This is a genomic window from Aquibium sp. ELW1220, assembly GCF_030398385.1.
Classification (GTDB): domain Bacteria; phylum Pseudomonadota; class Alphaproteobacteria; order Rhizobiales; family Rhizobiaceae; genus Aquibium.
In genome coordinates, this window is the sequence record NZ_JAOAOQ010000013.1 from 55,729 (window position 1) to 73,572 (window position 17,844).

The 17,844-nt window shown below is 67.8% G+C and carries 17 protein-coding genes; 4 read left to right on the forward strand and 13 right to left on the reverse strand.

Annotated elements, in window-relative coordinates; translation table 11 throughout:
• Positions 1 to 62: 62 nt before the first annotated feature.
• A complete protein-coding gene (gene fdxA / locus N1F91_RS13725; RefSeq protein WP_289992872.1) occupies positions 63 to 407 on the forward strand; it encodes a ferredoxin in 345 nt (114 codons plus the stop codon).
• On the opposite strand, the gene N1F91_RS13730 is transcribed toward fdxA, so the two are convergent.
• The 9 genes from N1F91_RS13730 to N1F91_RS13770 form a co-directional block, all read right to left on the reverse strand.
• Positions 395 to 1,801 carry an amidohydrolase family protein gene (locus N1F91_RS13730; protein ID WP_289992873.1) on the reverse strand — a complete coding sequence of 469 codons (1,407 nt, stop codon included), beginning with the start codon at positions 1,799 to 1,801 and terminating at the stop codon, positions 395 to 397. The two genes, fdxA and N1F91_RS13730, sit on opposite strands and share 13 nt — an antisense overlap.
• Positions 1,798 to 2,721, reverse strand: coding sequence for a LysR family transcriptional regulator (locus tag N1F91_RS13735; protein WP_289992874.1), 924 nt, complete (start codon positions 2,719 to 2,721; stop codon positions 1,798 to 1,800). Before N1F91_RS13735 ends, N1F91_RS13730 begins: the two co-directional genes overlap by 4 nt.
• Before the next feature lie 37 nt (positions 2,722 to 2,758).
• Entirely contained in the window at positions 2,759 to 3,532 is a 774-nt protein-coding gene (locus N1F91_RS13740; protein ID WP_289992875.1) for an enoyl-CoA hydratase-related protein, read from the reverse strand.
• Entirely contained in the window at positions 3,529 to 4,686 is a 1,158-nt protein-coding gene (locus tag N1F91_RS13745; protein ID WP_289992876.1) for a CoA transferase, read from the reverse strand. Before N1F91_RS13745 ends, N1F91_RS13740 begins: the two co-directional genes overlap by 4 nt.
• Positions 4,683 to 6,044: an FAD-dependent oxidoreductase gene (locus N1F91_RS13750; RefSeq protein ID WP_289992878.1), complete on the reverse strand. Its 1,362-nt coding sequence runs from the start codon at positions 6,042 to 6,044 to the stop codon at positions 4,683 to 4,685. The genes N1F91_RS13745 and N1F91_RS13750 overlap by 4 nt, the downstream gene beginning before the upstream one ends.
• A gap of 39 nt (positions 6,045 to 6,083) precedes the next feature.
• Positions 6,084 to 6,899, reverse strand: a complete 816-nt coding sequence (locus N1F91_RS13755) for an ABC transporter permease (RefSeq protein ID WP_289992879.1) — start codon at positions 6,897 to 6,899, stop codon at positions 6,084 to 6,086.
• Positions 6,899 to 7,714, reverse strand: coding sequence for an ABC transporter ATP-binding protein (locus tag N1F91_RS13760; protein ID WP_289992880.1), 816 nt, complete (start codon positions 7,712 to 7,714; stop codon positions 6,899 to 6,901). Before N1F91_RS13760 ends, N1F91_RS13755 begins: the two co-directional genes overlap by 1 nt.
• A 4-nt stretch (positions 7,715 to 7,718) precedes the next feature.
• Positions 7,719 to 8,753 carry an ABC transporter substrate-binding protein gene (locus N1F91_RS13765; RefSeq protein WP_289992881.1) on the reverse strand — a complete coding sequence of 345 codons (1,035 nt, stop codon included), beginning with the start codon at positions 8,751 to 8,753 and terminating at the stop codon, positions 7,719 to 7,721.
• An 888-nt stretch (positions 8,754 to 9,641) separates the two neighbouring features.
• Positions 9,642 to 10,535: a LysR family transcriptional regulator gene (locus tag N1F91_RS13770; protein ID WP_289992882.1), complete on the reverse strand. Its 894-nt coding sequence runs from the start codon at positions 10,533 to 10,535 to the stop codon at positions 9,642 to 9,644.
• Between the two features lie 117 nt (positions 10,536 to 10,652).
• On the opposite strand from N1F91_RS13770, the gene N1F91_RS13775 reads away from it, so the two are divergent.
• Genes N1F91_RS13775 through N1F91_RS13785 form a run of 3 tightly spaced genes read left to right on the forward strand, consistent with a single transcriptional unit; the run spans position 10,653 to position 12,360 of the window.
• Positions 10,653 to 11,201 (forward strand): peroxidase-related enzyme, encoded by a 549-nt coding sequence (locus N1F91_RS13775; protein ID WP_289992883.1) that lies wholly within the window; start codon positions 10,653 to 10,655, stop codon positions 11,199 to 11,201.
• A 51-nt stretch (positions 11,202 to 11,252) separates the two neighbouring features.
• On the forward strand, positions 11,253 to 11,717 hold the full coding sequence (locus tag N1F91_RS13780; protein WP_289992995.1) for a nuclear transport factor 2 family protein: 465 nt from the start codon (positions 11,253 to 11,255) through the stop codon (positions 11,715 to 11,717).
• 10 nt (positions 11,718 to 11,727) lie between these two features.
• Entirely contained in the window at positions 11,728 to 12,360 is a 633-nt protein-coding gene (locus tag N1F91_RS13785; RefSeq protein ID WP_289992885.1) for a pyridoxamine 5'-phosphate oxidase family protein, read from the forward strand.
• A gap of 438 nt (positions 12,361 to 12,798) precedes the next feature.
• On the opposite strand, the gene N1F91_RS13790 is transcribed toward N1F91_RS13785, so the two are convergent.
• The 4 genes from N1F91_RS13790 to N1F91_RS13805 are packed head-to-tail and all read right to left on the reverse strand — an operon-like array spanning position 12,799 to position 17,777.
• On the reverse strand, positions 12,799 to 13,821 hold the full coding sequence (locus N1F91_RS13790; protein ID WP_289992887.1) for a Gfo/Idh/MocA family oxidoreductase: 1,023 nt from the start codon (positions 13,819 to 13,821) through the stop codon (positions 12,799 to 12,801).
• Positions 13,818 to 14,846 (reverse strand): Gfo/Idh/MocA family oxidoreductase, encoded by a 1,029-nt coding sequence (locus tag N1F91_RS13795; RefSeq protein ID WP_289992890.1) that lies wholly within the window; start codon positions 14,844 to 14,846, stop codon positions 13,818 to 13,820. Before N1F91_RS13795 ends, N1F91_RS13790 begins: the two co-directional genes overlap by 4 nt.
• A 26-nt stretch (positions 14,847 to 14,872) precedes the next feature.
• Complete coding sequence (locus tag N1F91_RS13800) at positions 14,873 to 16,750, reverse strand: TRAP transporter large permease subunit (RefSeq protein WP_289992892.1); 1,878 nt, start codon at positions 16,748 to 16,750, stop codon at positions 14,873 to 14,875.
• A gap of 10 nt (positions 16,751 to 16,760) precedes the next feature.
• On the reverse strand, positions 16,761 to 17,777 hold the full coding sequence (locus N1F91_RS13805; protein WP_289992894.1) for a TRAP transporter substrate-binding protein: 1,017 nt from the start codon (positions 17,775 to 17,777) through the stop codon (positions 16,761 to 16,763).
• Between the last annotated feature and the right edge of the window lie 67 nt (positions 17,778 to 17,844).

Below are 17,844 nucleotides of genomic sequence, written 5' to 3' on the forward strand. Positions count from 1 at the left end.
ATGATTGTTTGGAACGCCCCCTGCTGCGACACTCTCTGAATAGAGGAGACCGGACAGGCACGATGGCCTACATCATCACCGAACCCTGCATCGACGTGAAGGACGGCGCCTGCACGGCCGCCTGTCCCGTCGACTGCATCTACGAAGGCGGGCGGATGTTCTACATCCATCCCGACGAGTGCATCAATTGCGGGCTGTGCCTGTCGATCTGTCCGGTCGACGCGATCGTCTGGGACGGTGAGATGAAGCCGCAGCACATGCCGTTCGAGGCCGTCAACCGCGACTTCTTCGGCGATGCGGTGACGGGGTGGCATTCGCCGGGCGGCTGGGACATGACCCGCAAGACCGATCTCGACCATCCGCTGGTCGCCGGTCGGCCGCCGCGGCCGGGAGATCAGCCGGCGTAGCCCGCATAGTGGCGCCGGACCAATTCCGACAGGAACCGCGCATTGTCGCGCTGCTCGCCGAGCTTGCCCGCCGACGCGCGCGCCTGGCCGACCAGTTCGCGGCGCGCGGCCTCTAAATCGACCGTCGCCAGTCGCCCATTCTCCACGATCCACCGGCCGCCCACGACCAGACTGCGCACGTGGCGGGCTGTCATGCGACCCAACAGGAGTTCCGCCTCGTCGAGATCGTCGAACATGGCGTCTGCGACCAGCGCCGCGTAGTCGACCACGACGAGGTCGCGGGCCGGCGGCTGGTTGACGACGGCCGCGCCGCGCCCGATTGCGGCGTCGAAGATCTCCGCCGTCGGGATCGACGGCTCCAGTCCGCGTCCGCCATGCAGGAGATGGAATAGGCGCATCTCGCGCCAGATGTCCTGGTCGTCGTCCATGCCCGTGCCGTCGAGGCCGATGGCGTATGCAAGCCCGGCGCCGCGGATGGTCTCGAGGGGCGCGATACCGGAGCGGAGGCGCAGGTTTGCGGCGGGATTGCTGGCAAGGATGACGCCGCGCGCGGCCAGCAGTTCGCATTCGTCAGGCCTCAGCTGCACGCCGTGGGCGATGGCCAGACGCGGCGACAGGAAGCCGATCTCGTCGAGGAACCGGACCACGCCCTGCGGGAAGCGCCGGTCGAGCCATGTGCGCTGGCGCGGGCTCTCCAGCAGGTGCATGTGGATGCGCCGGCCGGTGCGCGCCGAGGCCTCGGCGACGGCTTCGAGCAGCGCGTCGCTCGCCCATTGCGGGCCGACCGGACCGTACTGCACGTCGACCATGCCGGAGCCGTGCGCGCGGGCGATGGCGTCGACGGCGGCAAGCTGGTCGGCGATCGGCGCATAGCTCGGCGCCAGCGCCTCGACGCGCGCGCGTTCGGTGGCGGACAGGCCCGGCAGGAATTCGGGCAGGCCGCCATAGACGAAGGGCGACGTGTCGAGGAGGGGGCAGGAGAGGCCGAGCCGGATGCCGACGTCGCGCGCGGCCCGCACCACCTCGCATGCCTCGCCGACGAGTGTCGCCAGGTTGAGCGAGTTGTGGCAGTGCATGGTCGCGCCGCAGCCGGACGAGGCGATCCGGCCGAAGGCCACGAGGGCTTCGAGATAGGGATCCGTCGGCGGCCTCAGCCGCATGAAGGGGATCCAGGCTTCCAGCGCGTCGTCGAGGCCGCCGAAATCATAGGGCCGGATGCCGTAGCCGTGGTCGTGTGCGTTGACGGGCGCAGGCAATGCAAGCAGGCCGGCGCCGGCCGTGCTGGTGCCCGTGATCGCCGGACCCTCCATGCCGATGGTGATCTCGACGTCCCGAAGTGCAGGCCCGCGGCCGGGCGTCGGCAGGTAGCGTTCGACGGCGGTTGTCACGCTCATCGGTTCAGCACCTCGTGGATGTCCTTGCTGTAGGCGACCAGTTCGGCGGCAATGAAATCCACGAAGGCCTGCGTGGCGCCGGTCAGGGGGCGGTTGCGGGGGACCATGACGGAGATTTCCAGCTCCTGCAGCCGGGAACCGGCGATCGGCAGGGCGACGACACTGCCCTCGCGCAACTCGTTCAGCAGGCCGATCGGGGTGAAGAAGGCGACGCCGACGCCGGCCAGGATGAGAGGCTTGAGCATCATCTGGTTGTTGGTGGCGACCAGCGTGCGGCCGGTGCGGTCGAGCGCGGCGAGCTCGATCGAGATCATCGAGCTCATCACCTCGTTGTCGAGCTGGAGCAGGAGATTGAACTGGGCGCATTCCTGCAGGGTCACGGACTTCGACCGGGCCAGGGGATGATCGCGCGCCACCATCGCCATCAGCGGCATCGGCACGCCCGCGACGCGGCGGATGTCTTCGGGGCGGGCGAGGTCGAAGGTGATGCCGACGTCGACGTCGCCATCGGCGACGAAACCGAAGATCTGGCTGTAGTTGTCGTTGCGGATCCTGAGGTCGATCGCCGGGTGCCGGCGGTGGAAGGTCATCACGCGCTCGGGCAGGAACTGCACCGAGAGACTGTCGAGGCAGGCGATATGGACCCGGCCGGTCTTCTTGCCCTTCAGGTCGCCGAGTTCGCCGCGCATGATGTCGAACTGGTGCAGCGTCTCGCGCGCGTGGCGGAGCGCGATCTCGCCGGCCCGCGTCAGCCGCAGGCCGCTCGGCAGCCGCTCGAACAGCGGCGTGCCGAGTTCGTCCTCGATCTTCTGGATCTGGCGGCTGACGGCGGAACTGGCGACGTGCAGCTCCTCCGAGGCCTTGCGGATCGAGCCCGCGCGCGCCACGGCGACGAAGTAGCGCAGGACGGCGGCATGCATGGTGACGGGTCGCTCCTCCGCGATGGATCAGGCGACCCTAACGTCCCTTCCACACCGGCGCACGCTTTTCGTTGAAGGCGCGGACCCCTTCCTGCGAATCCTCGCTGGCGAGGGCTGCGACGAGGGCGGGCGTGCGCAGCGCCTGCGCCTCCGCCGGGGAGAGATGGCCCGTGCGGTTGACCGTCTGCTTGATGGCGCGCAGCGACAGGGGGGCGTTGGCGACGATGTCGGCCACCCAGCGGTCGACCGCCGCGTCGAGCTGGTCGGCGGGCGCGACCTCGTTGACGATGCCGAAGCCGGCCATTTCGGCGGCCGAGAAACGTCGGCCGGTGAGCATGACGCCCATGGCAAGGTTGTGCGGGATCTTGCGCTGCAGCAGCACCATCCCGCCGTCGAGCGGCATGCGGCCGACGCGGCCCTCGGGCAGTCCGAACTGCGCCTTCTCGGACGCCACGACGATGTCGCAGCCGAGCACCATCTCGAAGCCGCCGCCGAGCGCATAGCCGTTGACGCGGGCGATCACCGGCACGTCGAGCGAGCGCCTGTAGGCGATGCCGCCGAAGCCGTGCGGCCGCGCGTCCGCCCAGTATTCGAGGCCGGACTTGCCGACGTCCTTCATGTCGGCGCCGACGCAGAAGGCCTTTTCGCCGGCGCCGGTCAGCACCACGCAGGAGACGTCGGAGCGGCGCTCGATTTCCTGCCACGCGGCCTCGAGCTCGGCCTCGTGTGCCGCGTCGACGGCGTTCAGCCGGTCGGCACGGTCGATGACGACACGCGCGACGCGATCGGCGATGTCGAGGCGGACGGTCATGCGGCCCCCCGGCGGCGCTCGTCGGCCATGCCGAGTACCTCGTCATTGTGTTCGCCGAGACGCGGCGGTGCATGCCGGATCGTGACGGGTGCGGAGGACATGTCGATCGGGCTGCCGATCAGGCGGATCGGGCCATTCGGCGACCGTCCAGCGTCGAGGATCATGCGGTTGACCAGGGTCTGCTCGTCCTCCAGCGCCTCCGCCAGCGTGCGCACCGGCGCGCAGAGGATGTCGACCTTTTCCAGCCGCGCCAGCCAGTGGTCGCAGCCCTTCTCGGCAAAGCGGGCGCGGAACACCGCCTGGAGCTCCGCCTTGTGCTCCATCTGCCGGTCGAGATCGGCGAAGCGCTCCTCCTTCGACAGGTCCTCGATCTCCAGCGCCTCGCAGATGTCGCGCAGCGGGTTCTGCTTGAAGGCGCCGACCATCACGATCGGACGGTCGGTGGTCTCGAAGACGCCGGTCAGCGGGAAGGCGCCCCAATTCAGGTCCTTGCCGCGCATCATGTGGGCGGCGCCCTCCTGCATCTGCATGGCGAGCATGGAGTTGTAGAGCGACACCGAGACGACCTGGCCGAGGCCGGTCTTCTGGCGCTGCAGCAGCGCCAGCAGCACCCCCTGTACCAGATGCATGCCTGCGGAATAGTCGCACAGTGCCGTCGAGTAGATCGACGTGGGCTGGGTGGCGTCGGCCTTGCGTGCCATGACGCCGGTCATCGCCTGGGCCAGAACGTCCTGGCCGCCCTTGTGGACGTTGGGGCCTTCGAGGCCGAAACCGGAGCCGATGGCGAAGATGATGCCCGGATTGCGCCGCTTCAGGTCGTCGTAGCCGAAGCCCATGCGCTCCATGACGCCCGGGCGGAAGTTGCTGACGACGACGTCGGCCGCGTCGATCAGCGCCTGCACCTGCGCCTTCGCTTCCTCCGATTTCAGGTCGAGCGCGACGCTCTTCTTGTTGCGGTTGAGCGAGGAGAAGACCGGGTTGTTCAATCCGTCCGGATCCGAGCCGAGCGACCAGCGCGACAGGTCGCCGATCCTGTCCTTCTCGATCTTGATGACCTCGGCGCCGTAATCGGCGAGCATCTGGGTGCAGCACGGCCCCATCATCACCTGGGTGAAGTCGATCACCCGGACGCCGTCGAGCGGAAGAGTGGTCATTCGGCGGCCTCCAGGAGCATCGCGTTTTCGGACGGGACATCGCCCGGATCGGCGCCCTGGGCGCGCATCTGGCGCTGGATGGCGGACACGTCGGCATGGCGCACCTTGACGCCGGCGTTGAGCGCGACGGTGGCGGCGATGCCGGCCGCCTCGCCCATGGCCATGCAGGGCGGTATCTCGCGGCTCGACTTCTGCGCCTGCGGCGTCGCGGAATAGTGCCGGCCGGCGACGATCAGCTGGTCGACCTCGCGCGGCAGCATGGCGCGGTAGGGGGTGTAGTAGTCGCGGCCGCGGCACACGGTGTCGGCGAAGTGCCGGCGCTGCATGACGTCGTCCTTGGTGACGACGTATTCGCCTTCCAGCATGCGCGTCTGGCGCACGCCGGTCTGCGGCGCGAAGTCGACGACATAGGCCTTTTCGAAGCCCGGCATGTTCTCGCGGGCAAAGGCCATCAGGCGCTCCATGCGGGCGCGGCCTTCGATCTCGACGGCGGTGAGGTCGGCGACCTTCAGCCCGTGCAGCTTGGGCACGTGCGGGCAGTTGAGCCAGACGACGCCCGGCAGCGGCGTCTTCAGCCACCAGAAGTTCCAGCAGCCGCCGATGATGCGCTTGGCCTCATGGTCGAGCTTCGCGAACTCCTCCGGCCGCTCGAACTGGAAGGCCTCGGCGCGGTCGGTGTCGACGCCGCCCCAGCGCGAGACGGTAGTGAGGATGAAGGAGCTCTCCTGCGACTTCGCTCCGGCGCTCGCCGCCACGTCGAGATCGCCCGTCGCGTCGATCACCACGTCGCCGAGGATGGCCTGGCGGCCTTCCTTGGTCTCGCAGATCACGCCCTTTATGGCGCCGTCCTCGACGATCGCCGAAGAGAACCAGGAATGGGCGCGCAGCTTGACGCCGGCATCGCCGATGACGGCGTAGGAGGCGCGCTTGAAGGCGTCGGGATCGAAGGCGGCGGCGAAGCAGGCCGGGTGCGGCATGGTCTGGGTGTGGAAGTCGAACAGGCCCCAGCGCGCCCATTTGCGCCACATGGCCTCCGTCTCGCGCACGCCCGGCCTCAGGTCCTCTTCCGGGGGCGTGACGCAGAGGCCCCAGGCGCGCATGCGGTCGATCATCTCCATGCAGATGCCGCGCACGGTGACTTCCTCGCCATTGTGCATGTCGTCGAGCACCAGCACCATGCCGCCGGACGCGAGGCCGCCGAGATAGGGATAGCGCTCGAGCAGGGTGACGCTGGCGCCGTTGCGGGCGGCCGAGACGGCGGCCGAGATGCCGGCCGGTCCGCCGCCGACGACGACGACGTCGGAGCGGTCGGCCACCTTCGCCTCGCGCGCGGCTTCATGAATGGTCACGGGTCCCATGATGTTCCTCCGTTTTTCTAGTCGGCAGGCGTTCCGGTCTCAGTGGACGTCGGACGTCTTCCACCGGATGAGGCGCGTCTCGGCGATCGAGACGAGGGTGAAGAGCAGCACGGCGAGCAGCGCCGCCGTGAAGACCGTCGCGTAGAGCAGCGGCGAGCGGAAATTGTAGGTCGCCTCGATGATCAGGGCGCCGAGGCCGTAGTTGGAGCCGATCCATTCCGCCACGATGGCCCCGATGACGCAGGTGGTGCTGGCGATCTTCAGCGCGGCGAAGAGGAAGGGCAGGGAGCTCTGGATGCGCACTTTCCAGAAGACTTCGGACTTCGAGGCGGACAGGACGCGCATCAGGTCGAGCGTGGCGGGCGTTACCGCCTTCAGGCCGCGCACCATGTTGACCAGCGTCGGGAAGAAGCAGATCAGCGCGGCGATGATGACCTTGGGCAGGTAGCCGCTGCCGAAGATCAGGACCAGGATCGGCGCCACCGCGATGATCGGGATCGTGTTGATGAAGACGGCGATCGGGTAGAAGGCCTTCTCGGCCGTCCTCGAATGGACGAACCAGATCGCGAGCAGGATGGCGACGAGGTTGCCGAAGATGAAGCCGAGCACGGACTCGAAGAAGGTCGGCCAGAAATTGCTCCACAGCGTCCGGCCGTCGTCGCGGAAGGAGGCGAGCACGTCGAGCGGGCCCGGCGCCATGTAGGTGGGCACCGAGAAGGCCCAGACGATGAACTGCCAGCCGGCGACGAGCCCGACGACGGCGAGCGTTGCCGGCATCTTGTCGCGAAACCGGTCGGCGAAGCCGAAGGCAGCCGTCTGGGTCAGGGCAGGGGAGCGATGTGCGACGTCGGCCATCAGCATTCCTCCAGAAGGCGGCGCAGATGCGCCGTGATCTGCACGAATTCGAGCGTGTCGCGCATGGCGAGGCGCCGCTCGGCGGGCAGGTCGACCGTCACGAACTCCTTCACCCGGCCGGGATGGGAGGCGAGCACGAGCACGTGCTGGCCGAGGAACGCGGCCTCGGGAATGGAGTGGGTGACGAACATGATCGTCGTGCCCGTCTCGCGCCAGATGCGCAGCAGCTCCTCGTTGAGCTTGTCGCGCGTGATCTCGTCGAGCGCGCCGAAAGGCTCGTCCATGAGCAGGATCTTCGGCCGCGAGACGAGTGCCCGGGCGATCGCCACGCGCTGGCGCATGCCGCCCGAGAGCTCGGAGGGAAGCGCCTTCTCGCGGCCCTTGAGGCCGACGAGTTCCAGCAGTTCGGCGGGTTCGGCGTGCGCCGAGCCGCCGCCGCCGACTTCGAGCGGCAGCCGGACGTTGTCGATGGCGCTGCGCCAGGGGAGCAGCGTCGCGTCCTGGAAGACGAAGGAGAAGTTGCGTTCGCGCCGCGCCTGCTCCGGCGAGCGTCCGAGCACCGTGATCTCGCCCGCGCTGAGCGGCACGAGATCGGCGATGGCCCGCAGCAGCGTCGACTTCCCGCAGCCCGAGGGTCCAAGCATGGTGACGAGGGACCCGACGGGGATGTCGACCGACACCCCCGACAGCGCCGTCACGGCGCTGTCCCTTTCGCCGAACACGACGTCGACGTTGCGGACCGCAACGGCGACGTTCGCCTTGTCCCCGGCGGCCGCGGGCATGGCGGCCGGCCGGGCCAGCGCGCTCGCGCCCATGACCTCAGCCGACCTTCTTGCGGATGTCGGCTGTCGCCTCGAGGATCGACAGCGTCATGATGTCGTCGACCGTCGGCACCGTGCCCTTGAACTGGCCGAGATCGGCGTAGGTCTTGAGCTGGGCCTCCCAGTTCGGCCGGTTCATCGCGCCCCAGCCTTCGGACTTGGTGGTTTCGCCGAAGCTGAATTCGAGCACCGGCTTGACGGCCTCGAGCTCGCTTGCCTTGTCGAGGTTTGGATAGGTCTCGACCAGGATCTCGACGGCCTCTTCCGGGTTGTCCTTTGCGTAGCCCCAGCCCATGGCGGAACCGGAGATGAACTTGGCCAGCACGTCCGGCGTCTCGGCGATGGCCTTGTCGGTGGCGAAGTAGACGTTGGCGTAGAGCTGGATGCCGGTGTCCCAGAGCATCATGTCGACGCGGTCGTCGCCCAGGATTTTCAGCGCGTTGGTGTTGGTGAGCCAGCCGGTCGCGGCCTGGGCCTGGCCGGTGAGAAGCTGGTTCATGTCGGCGCCCATGTTGACCAGCGTCACCTGGTCCTCGGCGATGCCATTCTTGGCCAAGAGCGCGCGCGCCAGGATGAAGGCGGTGGGCTGGGTGGCGATGGTCTTGCCGATCATGTCCTTCGGCTCGCGGATCGGATCCTTGGCGAGCGAGAAATAGGTGAAGGGGTGCTTCTGGTAGCCGCCGGCGATCGCCTTGATCGGGATGCCGGCCGAGCGGGCGAGCATGACGGAGGGGCTGGACGAGGTCTGGCCGACCATCGCCTGGCCGGAGGCGACGCTCGCGACGCCGTCGATGTTGGGGCCGCCCGGCGTGATCATGAGTTCGACGCCCTGCTCGGCGTAGAAGCCCTTCTTCATGGCGACGACTTCGCCGAGGATGCCGTTGGAGGCGAGCCAGCCGAGCTGCATGTTGACCTTGGCCGGCGACTGCGCGGAGGCCCGGGTGACATTGAGCAGGCTGTGGGTGGCGACAAGGCCGCCGACCGTGGCGGCAGTCTGGAGGAATTGACGGCGCGTGCTGCGGAATTCAGGCATGGACGATCTCCCGTTGGTGGACCCTGGCGCGTTCCCGTACGCCGGCTGAGCTCTCAGGTCGGGGAGGATGATGCGGCCGGCGGACGTTCGAATAAAGTAGAATGATTCGGACCGCCCGTTGCCGATTCGGCAACGGGCGGTGGCCCCCCGCAGCACGACGGTGAGAGGAGGCGGGCGGCGCGGCGGCCGGAGCACTTCGTGCCGGGTGCGCAGCGCCGGCACGAAGTGCTCCGGCCGGGCGAAGCCGCGCGCGGGCATAGACGCATCCGCCACCCGGGCGTCTCTCAGGACCGGCAGCGGGCGCCCGCAGCCTTGCCCGTGCCGGACGCTGTCGCAGCACCCGCGCCGGCACGCGAAGACTCCATGGTCAGCCGTTCGGCTCGGTCGGCCGCAGACGATGCCATGACGGAGGCAGGCGCACCGGACGGCAGTCAGGCGGCGAAGGATCGCGCCACCTCCTTTCCCCGGGCCAGGGCCCGGGCCCGGGGAGCTGCAGCAGGAGAGGCTGGACGGCCGCACGGCTGGCGAGACCGGCAGACGAGCAGCGCCAGGATCTGGTCCAGCATGCCGCCGGTCGGTCTGTCGCCTCGTCCGTTTCCTCCGGACGCGGTATGGGAGAGGCGCGCGCGGGGTCGTGGGCAGGTATCTGGGTGGGCGGAACGATTTGCCGCGATGCCGATCCTGTTTCCTTCGCAGTAGGGGCGAGGGGCATGGGAAGCATGACGGACGTGAGGACGACCGTCGATGAAGCTGTCACCGTGGCGCACTTGCCGCTCCGCGCTGAGCGGCCGCACTCGCCCTCCGGCATGATCGGTGGAACCGGTGGCGCGGCCACTTGGCTGGACATCCAGATGAACCGCGGCGCCGAGCGTGCTGACGCTGCACCGATTACTGCATTGCGGCCTTCAGACGCGGGGCCGCGAAATCGAGAAAGGCCCGAAGTTTCAGCGGTAGCAGTCCCTGGACGGGATAGACGAGGCTGACGGGCACCGGGTCTGGCGCGTGATCGTCAAGGACAGTCACCAGCCGTCCGGCACTCACTGCGTCCGCGACCTGATAGGACAGCACGCGGGTCAGGCCCACTCCGGCGATGGCCGCGTCGACTGCAGCTTCGGCGGTATTGACGGTCAGACGCGAGCGGAGCGGTGCGACCTGCTCCCCTGCTCCTCTCCCGAAGGTCCAGGCTCCGGCCGGGGCGAGCGCGGAGAAGGTCACGATGTCATGCTCCGCGAGCTGCGCCGGATTCTCCGGACGGCCGCGCCGCTTCAGGTACTCGGGACTTGCGCAGACCACACGGCGGATGGTTCCGACCTTCATCGCCACATCGCTGCTGTCCGGCAGCGTCGCGATGCGCACGGCCAGATCGACGTGATCTTCCACAAGGTGCAGTAGCCTGTCTGCGAGGACCAGTCTCACATCCGTTTCCGGATAGGCACGAAGGAAGTCCGCGACAACCGGGACCATGTGCAGGCGCCCGAACACGATCGGCGCAGTAATCACCATTTCCCCCTTCACGACCTCGTATTCGCCCGCCGCCGCGCGCTCGGCCTCGGCAAGATCTTCCAATATGCGCCGGGTCGCGACCACATAGGCCTTCCCGACCTCGGTCAGACCGATGCTGCGCGTTGACCGGACAAGCAGACGCGCCCCGAGATGCGCCTCGAGATCGGAGACCTTGCGGCTGACGGTGGACAGGGGAATGCCGAGCCGCCGACCGGCACCCGACAGGCTTCCGGCCTCGACAACTGCTTGCAGGACGGTCATCGCGTCGAGCCGGTCCATCAGAGGCTTCCGGGAAATGGGACGGTGGTCACCGAATTTATTGGATTATCCCGCCTCTGGCCAGTCTCTACTTAAGGGACGACCAGAGTGACTGGCCTTTTCCACAGGAGACCTTCGATGACCCGCCTCGCCATCCCTGCCACGACAGCCGATGCCCCCGCCGCCAGCCAGCCGCTGCTGCTGGAAGTGGAAAAGCAACTGGGCATGGTGCCGAACCTATTTCGCCTGATTGCAAACAGCCCTGCCGCGCTGGAAGGCTACCTTGCCCTCTCGGGCGCGCTCGCGAAGGGCAGCCTGCCTGCCCCCACCCGCGAGCGTATCGCGCTGGCCGTCGCCGAGCTGAACGGCTGTGGCTACTGCCTGGCCGCGCACAGTTACATCGGCGTGAACATGGCCAAGCTCGATGCGGAAGAGATCGCCGCCAACCGTCGCGGCCACTCGACGGACCCCAAGGCCGATGCCGCGGTGCGCTTCGCCGCAAGCGTCGTCAAGGCGCGGGGTCACGTGGGCGATGACGAGGTGAAGGCGGTCAAGCTTGCCGGCTATTCCGATGCGCAGGTGGTCGAGATCGTGCTGCATGTCGCGGTGAACACGCTGACCAACTACGCCAACGAAGTGGCGCAGACGGCTGTCGACTTCCCTGCCGCCGAGGCGCTCGTAGCCTGAGCCCGGCGGGGCCGCCGCCAAGGCGGCCCCCTCAACCACGGAGCCGTCATGATGACCCGTCCGCCGCTTCCCCCATTCACCGCCGAGACCGCCGCGCAAAAGGCGCGCCTGGCCGAGGATGCCTGGAACAGCCGCGATCCCGCGCGCGTGGCGCTTGCCTATACGCCGGACAGCGGCTGGCGGAACCGGTCCACGTTTCTGTCAGGTCGCGCCGGGATCGAGGCGTTCCTCACCGCAAAGTGGGAACGCGAACTTGACTATCGCCTGATGAAGGAGGTCTGGACCTTTGCCGGAAACAGGATTGCGGTGCGCTTCGCCTACGAATGGCACGATGCCGACGGGGCGTGGTTTCGCAGCTATGGCAACGAGAACTGGGAATTCGACGCCGAAGGCCTGATGCAGCGGCGCATCGCGAGCATCAACGATCTGCCGATCGCGGACGCGGACCGCAAGTTTCACTGGCCGTTGGGACGCCGTCCCGACGACCATCCCGGCCTCGGCGACCTTGGACTCTAGGACGGATCTTGTGGAAGCAACCTACTCAAGCGATGTTGCCTTCACGCCTACCGTGAAGGCTGTCCAGGCCCGCAAGGGCTCGCGCCGCGCCTATGCAAGCCAGGAGCGGTCGGGCGGCTGGCGAACGGAGATCACGCCCGATCTCAAGGCGTTCATCGAGGCGCAGACCAGCATCTTTCTGGCGACCGCAAACGCCGATGGGCAACCCTACATCCAGCATCGCGGGGGAGCTGCGGGGTTCCTGAAGGTCATCGAAGCGCACACGATTGGCTTTGTCGACTATGCCGGCAACCGGCAGTTCATCACCTCGGGCAATCTTGCGGACAACCCGAAGGCGTATCTGTTCCTGATCGACTACGCAGAGCGTCGCCGGATCAAGATCTGGGGAACGGCGAGGGTCGTCGAGGGCGATGAGGCGCTGGTCGCGGACCTCATGCCGAGGGACTACAAGGCGCGCGCCGAACAGGTGATCATGTTCACCGTCTCTGCCTGGGATGCGAATTGTCCCCAGCACATCCCACAGAGGTTCGAGGCTGCGGATGTGGCGGCGGCCCTCTCAGCGCGCGATGCGCGGATCGCCGCGCTTGAAGCCGAGGTCTCTCAACTTAGTGCGGCACACCGCGCTCGGTGCCGGAGCACATGACGTAGGGGCTGCGCCATTCGACCGCAAGATCGTGCATCTGTACCGCCTGGGCCCGTGAAAACAACCAGTCAAGCCTGGAGAAGGCTGGTTGCCAGGCCGGCCCCCACTGCCAGGTGTGACCTCGGCGCTTTGTTCCCCGTCGCCGACATGGATGGCTCCATCCGGCTCAGGATCGCTCCGCGTCATCCGGTAGTCCGCCGCAGCGCCTTCGCTCCCTCCCACGGCGCGGACGACCTCGTCGGGCGTGGTGGGGACGACTGGCATCCCTCTCGGATGTACGGGCGGCACATCGGCGTTCGGCGTGGTGGTGAGGAAGCCGGACAGATGGAAACGCCCGGCCCGTCCTTCACCCTCCCGACGCCGGGCCAACGCGTCCAGGTCCAGTCGAATAAGAACTGCGGCCGTCTGTCGTGCAGCCGGCGTGCCGGTACGGATGTCTCAGGTCCTGCCGTCGTGCCGATGCGCGGTCGTCTGTGCCGCGATGGCGAGACGGGTGACGGTCAGCGCATGGCCCGGCGGCATCGCGCTCGCCGTGCGGTCGCGGACGTCGTCCTGGAACCGTGCGAAGTAGGTCAGCGGTTCGGCCGAGCAGTCGATGTGCCGGGCGCCCTTGCCGTCGACGAGGAAGAGGTGATCGGCGCCCGGGCGGCCGTCGAGGTCGACATATTTCCTGAGCTCGATGGTTCCGCCGGTGCCGAGCAGGAACAGGCGGCCGTCGCCCCAGGCCGGCAGGCCGTCCGGCGTGTACCAGTCGACGCGGATGAAGCCCGAGGCGTTGCCTGCGCGCAGCAGGATCTCGCCGAAATCGTCGAAGGCAGGTACATCCGGCAGTGCGTGGTTGGCGACGGTGCTCGCGACGATCCCGGCGGTGGCGTTGCCGGTGAAGTGCAGGAACTGGTCGATCTGGTGCGACGCGATGTCTGTGAGGATGCCGCCGAAGGCTTCGGGCCGGAAGAACCATTCCGGGCGGATCTGCCGGTTGAGCCGGTGCGGCCCGAGGCCCGTGGTCTGCACCACGGTGCCGATGGCACCTTCCGCGACCAGCCGCGATGCCGTTTCGCAGGCCCTTACGACGAAGCGTTCGGAGAAGCAGATGGAGAAGATGCGCCCCGTCTCCTGCGCGACGCGCTCGATGGCGGCGACCTGCGCCTCGGTCACCGCGCCCGGCTTGTCGACCATGACGTCCTTGCCGGCACGCATCGCCGCGATCGCGACGTCCGCGCGGTCGACGGGGATCGCGGCGCAGACGACGAAATCGATCGACGGATCCTCCAGTAGCCGCTCGCGCTCCACCGGCCTCAGCTGCGGGAAGCGCTCGCGGAAACCGTCGAGGACGCGGGGGTCGCTGGTCCGGGGACAATAGCCGACGCATTCGGCGCCCGCCGCGACGTTCTCGGCGACGAGATGGTAGATGTGGCGGTGGTCGAGACCGATCGCGGCGAAATACAGGCCGCGGCTCATCGCGCGACCGTCGCAGGCGCGCCGGTGCGGCCGGTCTCGATCAGCGCATCGATGAGGCGGTGGACCTTGAGCGCTTCCTCGCCGCTCACCTTCGGCTGGCGTCCCTCGCGGATCGCTGCGGCGAAATCCGCCATGACGGCGCGGTGATAGTCGTGCGGGAAGGCCATCGGATCGGCGCCCGTGCCGCCGGCGCTCCGGTCTGCCTCGATCGCCACCTTGGGGCCGTCCTGCAGCTGCACCAGAAGTTCGGTTCCGGCGAGCCGCGCCGTGCCCTTTTCGCCCGTGACGACGATTTCCTCGAGGAAACCGGGATAGGCGGCGGTGGTCGCGTCGACGGTGCCCAAGGCGCCATTGTCGAAGCGCATGGCCGCGCAGACCATGTCCTCTGTCTCCATGCGGTGGACCGGCGTCGTCGTGGCGAAGCCGGTGACGACATCGACCTGGCCCGCAAGCGACAGCATCAGGTCGAGCGTGTGGATGCCCTGCGAGATAAGGACGCCGCCGCCATCGCGGGCGAAGGAGCCGCGGCCCGGCTCGTCGTAATAGGATTGCGGCCGCCACAGCCGGATGGCCGTGGAGCAGCCGACGATGCGGCCGAGTTCGCCGTCGGCAAGCATCTGCGCGAGCTTCATGCCGGCCGGGCGGAAGCGGTGCTGGAGCACGACCCCCATGGTGACGCCGGCCCGCCGGCACCCCTCCACCAGTTCGACGGCGCGGGCGGTGGTGATGTCGAGCGGCTTTTCCATCAGGACATGCTTGCCTGCGGCCGCGCACGCCAGGCCGATGTCGCGATGGGTGTTGGCGGGCGTGAAGACCGCCACCGCCTCGACGCTCGCGTCGTTCAGGATCGTTTCGAGGCTGTCGCAGGTCGGGAACGGGAACCTGTCGGAAAACGCCCGGCGGCGTGCCTCGCTCGGGCTGAAGGCGTGGACCACCTCGATCCCGTCGGCAAGATCCACCAGGCCCCGGGCATGGGGGGTGACCGCCATGCCGAGGCCGACGATTGCGATGCGTGTCTTCTTCACCTGTCCAACCTCTGAAATGTCGAATGTCAGGGGCCGAGCCATTTGACGGGCAGCAGCGTGAAGCCGGGTACATACGTGATCAGGAGGAGCACGCCTACCAGGGCCAGGATGAAGGGTATGATCGCCTTGAAGGTCTCGGTCTGGTTGGCGCCGCCGACGCGGGCGGTGGTGAAGACCAGCACGCCGAGCGGGGGGGTGAGAGCGCCGATGACCAGGTTCATGACGATGACGATGCCGAAATGGATCGGGTCGACGCCCGCCGCGATCACCAGCGGCACGAGGATCGGCACCAGGATCACGAGCGAGGCGATCATTTCCATGAACAGCCCGACGATCAGCAGGAAGAGGTTGATCGCCAGCATCAGCAGCACCGGCGTCGAGACGAGCCCCGACAGTTCCTGCGCGATCTTCTGCGGCACCTGTTCGAAGGCCAGCACCCAGGCGAAGGGGGCGGCGGCGGCGATGATGACGACGATGACGACGGTGTCGAAGACCGATTCGCGGATCGCCGCCAGGAGGTTCGACGGCGTCAGCTTGCGATAGAGCAGGGCTCCGCACAGCAGGGCATAGAGGAAGGCGATGGCGCCGGCCTCCGTGGCGGTGAACATGCCGAAGCGCACGCCGCCGACGATGATCACGGGAAGGATGAGCGCCGGGATCGCCAGGCCGAGCGACGTCATGCGCTGCCGCAGCGAGGCTTTCGGAATGTCGCCGCCATAGCCGCGCAGCCGCGACAGCACGTAGACGACCAGCATCAGGGATGCGGCGACCATCAGCCCCGGAACGATGGTGGCGACGAACAGCGCGCCCACGGACACGGAGGCGAGCGCGGCGTAAATGATGAGGCCGAGGCTCGGCGGGATGAGGTTGGCGAGCGTCGCGCTGGCCGCGGTCAAGGCGGCGCTGAAGGGCCGACCGTAGCCGCGCCTGGCCATTTCCGGCACCATCAGCTTGGCGATCGTCGAGGCGTCGGCCGTCGACGATCCGGAAATGCCGGCGAGCATGGTGTTGGTGATGACGTTGGCCTGCCCCAGCCCGCCGCGAAGGTGGCCGACGAGCTGCATGGCGAGATCGACCAGGCGCGGCGTGATGCCGCCCGCGTTCATCACCGCTGCGGCGAGGATGAAGAAGGGAATGGCGAGCAGCGTGAAGGAATTGAGCGCCGCGCCCATGTTCTGCGAGATGGTGACGAGCAGGATGGGGTTGAAGGCGGCGAATGCCGCGAAGGCCCCGAAAGACAGCGCGAAGGCAACCGGTACGCCGATGACGATGGACACGATGCCGACCAGAACGAGGACGACCGCACTGCCGCTCTCGCCATAGACGCTGGAGGCGCCCAGGCGGATCATGAGATAGAGCGCCAGACCGCCGGCGATGACGGCAACGCCCTGGAGGAGGCTGCGTCCGGGTCTCGGCCAGAACAGGAAGAACAGGTTCAGCGCACCGCCGACCGGTACGGCGAGGAAGAAGTACTTCATCGGCCATTGCAGCGCCGGCGACGCCGAGATCGCGCGGCTGACATAGTCTGAGCCGTGCATGACCAGCATGATGCTGGCCGCGGCCATGACGGCGCGGTTGAAGACGAGCAGCATCTGCCGGGGCCGCTCGGGAAGGGCGCGGGTGACGACGTCGATGGCGATGTGGGCGTCGCGCCCGGTCGCGACCGCCATGCCGAGGAAGACCGCCCAGGCGAAGACCCAGGTGGCGAACTCCTCCGGCCAGGGCAGGCCGGAGTTGAAGCCGTAGCGCAAGACCACCTGCAGGGACGCGACCGCGACCGCAGCCAGCATCAGCCCGACGCAGAGCGCCTCCAGCACGCGGTCGACGATCCGCGCGAAGCCTGCCAGCGACGTGTCGGCCGCCGCACCTTCCGGTGCGGCGTCGGCATCGGCATTCATCGCCATGCGTCTGATCTCAACCCAGCGCCTGGATGGCCTTGATCATCGCGGCGGTCTCGGGGCTCTTGGACCCGAACTCGTCGAAGAGCTTCGCGGTCTGCGCCTCCATCTTCGCGAGTTCCTCCGCGGGCAGCTGCTGGACCGTGACGCCGAGGCCCTTGAGGTCTTCCAGCGTCTTGGCGGCATTGGCGCGGTTCACGGTGCGCTGCTCGGCGAAGGCTTCCTTCGCGGAGGTGCGGACGAGATCGCGCAGGTCTTCCGGCAGGCTGTCCAGCCAGGCGGCGTTGACGCGCACGGCCTTGGGCAGGAACCAGTGGCCGGTCAGGGTGAGATTGCTGGCCTGCTCGTGGAACTTGAAGCCGACGATTGAGAACACGTCGGAATCGATGGCGTCGATGATGCCGGTCGAGAGCGCGGAATACTGCTCGGAATAGGGCAGCGGCGTCGGCGCGGCGCCCAGCAGCGACCAGAAATCGACCCAGATACGCAGCTGCGGCACGCGGATCTTCAGGCCCGCGAGATCGGCCAGGTTGCCCACCGGGCGCTTGGACAGGATGTGGCGGAAGCCGGTCTCACCATAGGCGACGAATTCGACGCCGGTCTTGGCGCGGGCGATGTCGGAGCATTTCTGGCCGAGTTCGCCCTGCAGGACGGCGTCGACATGCGCCTCGTTCTTGTAGATGAAGCCCGGCGCTCCGCCGAAGGCCGCGATCTCGGGGGCGATGGCCTCTTCCGAATCCGGACCGGCGGTGGTGACCTGGATGGTGCCGATGCGGCTTCCTTCGAGCGCCTCGGCGAGGCCGCCGAGCTGGGCGGCGGGAAAGTGCTGGGCGTCGATGCGCCCCCCGCTCTTCTCGTTGAGCACCTTGGCCCATGCGTCGAAGGCGTTGGTGATCGGCGTGCCGACGCCCTCGGTATGGGCGATCTTGCAGACGTATTTCTCCTGCGCGCGCGCATCGCGGATGAATGCCGGCATCGCCAGGGCGGCGGTTCCGACGGCGATGAAGCCGCGCCTCGAGATATGTGTACGCATGGCGGTCATTGTTTCCTCCCTCGGACGTCCTTTGGTGTCTCATCCCCATGCTTGCGGTATGGCACCA

Coding starts and splice junctions, on each gene's coding strand:
- N1F91_RS13780 (WP_289992995.1), top strand. CDS start 11,253: ATGACCCGTCCGCCGCTTCCCCCATTCACCGCCGAGACCGCCGCGCAA.
- N1F91_RS13775 (WP_289992883.1), top strand. CDS start 10,653: ATGACCCGCCTCGCCATCCCTGCCACGACAGCCGATGCCCCCGCCGCC.
- N1F91_RS13765 (WP_289992881.1), bottom strand. CDS start 8,753: ATGCCTGAATTCCGCAGCACGCGCCGTCAATTCCTCCAGACTGCCGCC.
- N1F91_RS13755 (WP_289992879.1), bottom strand. CDS start 6,899: ATGGCCGACGTCGCACATCGCTCCCCTGCCCTGACCCAGACGGCTGCC.
- N1F91_RS13740 (WP_289992875.1), bottom strand. CDS start 3,532: ATGACCGTCCGCCTCGACATCGCCGATCGCGTCGCGCGTGTCGTCATC.
- N1F91_RS13790 (WP_289992887.1), bottom strand. CDS start 13,821: ATGAGCCGCGGCCTGTATTTCGCCGCGATCGGTCTCGACCACCGCCAC.
- N1F91_RS13805 (WP_289992894.1), bottom strand. CDS start 17,777: ATGCGTACACATATCTCGAGGCGCGGCTTCATCGCCGTCGGAACCGCC.
- N1F91_RS13760 (WP_289992880.1), bottom strand. CDS start 7,714: ATGGGCGCGAGCGCGCTGGCCCGGCCGGCCGCCATGCCCGCGGCCGCC.
- N1F91_RS13750 (WP_289992878.1), bottom strand. CDS start 6,044: ATGGGACCCGTGACCATTCATGAAGCCGCGCGCGAGGCGAAGGTGGCC.
- N1F91_RS13745 (WP_289992876.1), bottom strand. CDS start 4,686: ATGACCACTCTTCCGCTCGACGGCGTCCGGGTGATCGACTTCACCCAG.
- N1F91_RS13770 (WP_289992882.1), bottom strand. CDS start 10,535: ATGGACCGGCTCGACGCGATGACCGTCCTGCAAGCAGTTGTCGAGGCC.
- N1F91_RS13800 (WP_289992892.1), bottom strand. CDS start 16,750: ATGGCGATGAATGCCGATGCCGACGCCGCACCGGAAGGTGCGGCGGCC.
- N1F91_RS13735 (WP_289992874.1), bottom strand. CDS start 2,721: ATGCATGCCGCCGTCCTGCGCTACTTCGTCGCCGTGGCGCGCGCGGGC.
- N1F91_RS13730 (WP_289992873.1), bottom strand. CDS start 1,801: ATGAGCGTGACAACCGCCGTCGAACGCTACCTGCCGACGCCCGGCCGC.
- fdxA (WP_289992872.1), top strand. CDS start 63: ATGGCCTACATCATCACCGAACCCTGCATCGACGTGAAGGACGGCGCC.